At 38.8% G+C, this 3,987-nt stretch carries 4 protein-coding genes; 3 read left to right on the top strand and 1 reads right to left on the bottom strand.

Annotation, left to right across the window (positions count from 1 at the left end; translation table 11 throughout):
* The first annotated feature begins 219 nt into the window (after positions 1-219).
* The 3 genes from hutI (at position 220) to ACTIEV_RS15405 (ending at position 3,351) form a co-directional block, all read left to right on the top strand.
* A complete protein-coding gene (gene hutI / locus ACTIEV_RS15415; protein ID WP_322196693.1) occupies positions 220-1,452 on the top strand; it encodes an imidazolonepropionase in 1,233 nt (410 codons plus the stop codon).
* A 57-nt stretch (positions 1,453-1,509) separates the two neighbouring features.
* Positions 1,510-2,571, top strand: a complete 1,062-nt coding sequence (locus ACTIEV_RS15410) for a formimidoylglutamase (protein WP_322196694.1) — start codon at positions 1,510-1,512, stop codon at positions 2,569-2,571.
* A 120-nt stretch (positions 2,572-2,691) separates the two neighbouring features.
* Complete coding sequence (locus ACTIEV_RS15405) at positions 2,692-3,351, top strand: YggS family pyridoxal phosphate-dependent enzyme (protein ID WP_322196695.1); 660 nt, start codon at positions 2,692-2,694, stop codon at positions 3,349-3,351.
* Between the two features lie 74 nt (positions 3,352-3,425).
* Here ACTIEV_RS15405 and ACTIEV_RS15400 read toward each other — a convergent pair whose 3' ends face one another.
* Positions 3,426-3,911 carry a M20/M25/M40 family metallo-hydrolase gene (locus tag ACTIEV_RS15400; RefSeq protein WP_439516804.1) on the bottom strand — a complete coding sequence of 162 codons (486 nt, stop codon included), beginning with the start codon at positions 3,909-3,911 and terminating at the stop codon, positions 3,426-3,428.
* Positions 3,912-3,987: the final 76 nt, after the last annotated feature.

Raw genomic sequence — 3,987 nt, 5'->3', positions numbered from 1 at the left:
TGTTATTGCCACCTCAAATACAGCAATTACAGGAGACTAGAAAATAATTTGATTTTTTACCGGACAGCAATGGCTACAAGCTACACGCTACACGCTGCAGGCTGCAAGTTTAGGTTAAATGTATTATATCCAAATAGCCATACCAGGAATAAAGATAATTATAGTAAAAGCTTGAAGCTTGTAGCGTGTAGCTTGCAGCTAAATCCTTATTTTCCCACTATGAATCAAATGCTCCTTACAAACATTCACCAATTGATAAATGTTCGTCAGCAACCTGCATTGTTGCGTGGAAAAGAGTTGAGTAGTTTGCCAATTCTTGAAAATGCATGGTTATTGATTGTAAATGGACGAATAGCGGATTTTGGAACCATGGATGCTTATCCTGAAGTCAGTAATGTGATGGATCTGAAAGGCGCGAGTGTATTGCCTTGTTGGTGCGATAGTCATACTCATTTGGTATTTGCGGCAAGTAGAGAAGAAGAGTTTGTTGATAAGATTAAAGGAATGAGTTATGAAGATATTGCTGCGAAAGGGGGTGGTATCCTAAACTCAGCAAGACGGCTTGCATTAACGACAGAAGAAGCGCTGTATACTTCTGCCAAGCAAAGATTGGTTGACATCATTCGTTTAGGCACCGGGGCGGTAGAAATCAAAAGCGGGTATGGATTATCTGTAGAAGCGGAGATCAAAATGCTACGTGTCATCAAACAACTGAAAGAAACATCGCCCATACCCATTAAAGCTACTTTTCTGGGAGCCCATACTTATCCTCTTTTGTTTAAAGAAGATCATGAGGGTTATATTGATCAAATCATTCATGAAATGCTTCCGATCATTGATCGGGAGCAATTGGCAGATTATATCGACGTTTTTTGTGAAAAAGGTTTCTTTTCACCGGAAGAAACGATAAGAATCTGTGAAGCAGGAAAAAAAATTGGCTTACAACCGAAAATTCATGCCAATCAATTAAATCTGTCCGGCGGAGTTCAGGCAGGAATACAAACCAATGCCATTTCAGTAGATCATCTAGAAACCATGGATGATGAAACCATTCAATTACTTGCATCATCCAATACCATTGGAACTTTATTGCCTACTGCTGCTTATTTTCTACGAATGCCCTTTCAACCGGCAAGACAATTAATTGATTCGGGAACTGCTATTGCATTGGCATCTGATTATAATCCGGGTTCCAGTCCGAGTGGTAATATGAATATGGTGGTCTCAATGAGCTGTATACAAATGAAAATGTTACCGGAAGAAGCCATCAATGCCGCCACCCTCAATGGCGCTTATGCCATGGAACTGGAAAAGGAAGTAGGCAGCATCACCATCGGGAAACGCGCCAATCTGATCATTACACAACCCATACCTTCCATTGCTTACCTACCTTATGCTTTCGGATCCAATCTGATAGATAGGGTGTTGATTAATGGAGAAGTGTTTGGGTAGTTTATAGACCATGGACTAACCCAAAAAATCAGTATATTCATTGTAAATCGATACGCCTTGCAACTACCACATTTAAAAATTTATAACAAAAAGGATGTCCTTTCTGTCACTCGAATCAGAAGATTTGAGACCAAAATAGGGGAAAGGGTACAAGTAGTTAAAGATAGTGCCGCATTGGAATCATCTTTGCAACAGTCCAGTGCTCCATTTGTAATGGTTGGAATACCTGAAGACATAGGCGTACTCGCGAATCAAGGTGTGGGAGGTTGTGACTCTGCTTGGATTGCATTTTTGCAGTCTTTTTTGAACACCCAGAGTAATGATTTTTTTGAAGGGAGTAGTATCCTTGTGATGGGTCATTTTGATTTTTCAGGTGCTAAAAATCTGATTGAACAAAATGCACAGAGTTATGATGAAAAAATAGCGGCTTACCGACATGCGGTGAATATGATTGATGATGAGGTTGAGCAACTGATTCACATGATCACGCAAAACAATAAAATACCCATTGTCATTGGGGGTGGACATAATAACGCGTATCCCTGTATTAAAGGAGCCGCAAAGGGATTGTACAAGGCGGGATTAATACCGATTGCACAGATCAATGCGATCAATTTAGATGCACATGCAGATTTTCGTCCCATGGAAGGCAGGCACAGTGGTAATGGATTTTCGTACGCAGAAGCAGATGGTTATTTAGAGAAATATTGCGTACTGGGATACCATGAAAACTATTTACCACAAAATGTATGGATGGATATGGTCAATAATCCTTTTATTGATTGTATCAGTTATGAAGATATTTTCATTCATGAAAAAAGAACATTTCTGCAATCTGTAGCCCATGCTACTGGATTTACAGAAGATAGTTATTGCGGTATTGAATTGGATCTTGATGTCATTGAAAATGCTACAAGCAGTGCTTCTAGTCCCGCAGGTATTACACTTGCACATGCCAGACAATATATCAACTTCACAGCTACAGATAGCAAAGTTGCCTATTTGCATATTTGCGAAGGAGCTACACAACTTGCAGATGGCCGATCAGGATATCATACCGGAAAAATGATCAGTTATTTGGTAACAGATTTTGTAAAAGCGATGTTTACGAGTAGATAGTCAATGGTGAATTGTCAATTGTGAATAGTGAATAAAAATAAAATTCGCCATTGACAATTGACAATTCACAATTGACCATTCACCATTCACAATTCACTATTTTTGCTTCAAATTTGAGTGATGTCAGCGAATATTGAGCAGTATCAGCGTATTAGCAGTGAACTTGTGGCAGCTAATGTAACATTGGTAGCAGTAAGCAAAACAAAACCTGCTGAGGATATAAAGACGTTGTATGATATAGGTCAAAGAGATTTTGGAGAAAATTATGTGCAAGAGTTGGTCGATAAACAATCTGTTTTACCCATAGATATCCGCTGGCATTTTATTGGTCATTTACAATCGAATAAAGTAAAATACATAGCGCCTTTTGTTCACCTGATACATGGAGTGGATAGTCTTAAATTATTGAAAGAAATCAATAAACAGGCGGCTAAGAACAATCGAATCATTGACTGTTTACTACAAGTGCATATCGCTACAGAAGAGACTAAATTTGGAATGGATGAACAAGAGTTGAAAGATACCATCGAACAACTATCGAATTTTCCGAATGTACGTATCCGTGGTTTAATGGGTATGGCTTCCTTTACGGATGATCAAGAAAAAGTAAGAAGCGAATTTAGATCTCTACACAATATTTTCAAGCAATCTGCTATGATCCATCAGCCATCAGCCATTCTCAGCATGGGTATGAGTGGCGATTATACCATTGCCATCGAAGAGGGGAGTAACATGGTAAGAATTGGAAGTTTGCTGTTTGGTGCGAGGGTTTATTCTTAAATAAACTGCCACTGAAGACTCAGAAATACACTGAAACTTTCTGTGCAATTCTGTGCTCTCAGTGGCAATAAACATTACTTCTTACTCTTGGCATAATCAAACACCAACTGACAAAAAGCTTTCACACCCAAATCAAACCCACTTTCATCAATATAAAAATCAGCGGTATGATGTTGTGGCGCTTTGTTTGGATCCTGATCTTTCGGCATACCTCCTAGGTAGAAAAAGAATGAAGGGGCTTTTTCTCCATAAAATGAAAAATCTTCTGCACCGGTATCCCAGTCACGAGTTACTACTTTTCCTTTACCTGCTGCTTTCTCCAAAAATGGTAGTGTCAGTTTTACCAACTCAGGATCATTATAAGTAACCAATGTTTTGGTATCAATTGTTACCTCTGCTTCCGTGCCATTACTGGCAGCAATGTGTTTAACTGTATTGCGTATTCTTTCATGCACTTCTTTTTGCATCTTACTATCCAATGTTCGAATAGTACCCAACATCTCACAGGTTTCAGGAATGATATTATTGCGTACACCTGATTGAATAGCGCCCACCGTAATTGTAAGCTCCCCTTTTTTTCGGGCCAGTTAAAAGTATAATTTTCTTTTTTCAGTTTAACATGAATACGGATTAAAT

The organism is Sediminibacterium sp. (assembly GCF_051861365.1).
Classification (GTDB): Bacteria; Bacteroidota; Bacteroidia; order Chitinophagales; family Chitinophagaceae; genus Sediminibacterium.
The sequence above is the reverse complement of the archived record's forward strand: the minus strand, read 5'-3'. Positions and strand labels throughout refer to the sequence as shown.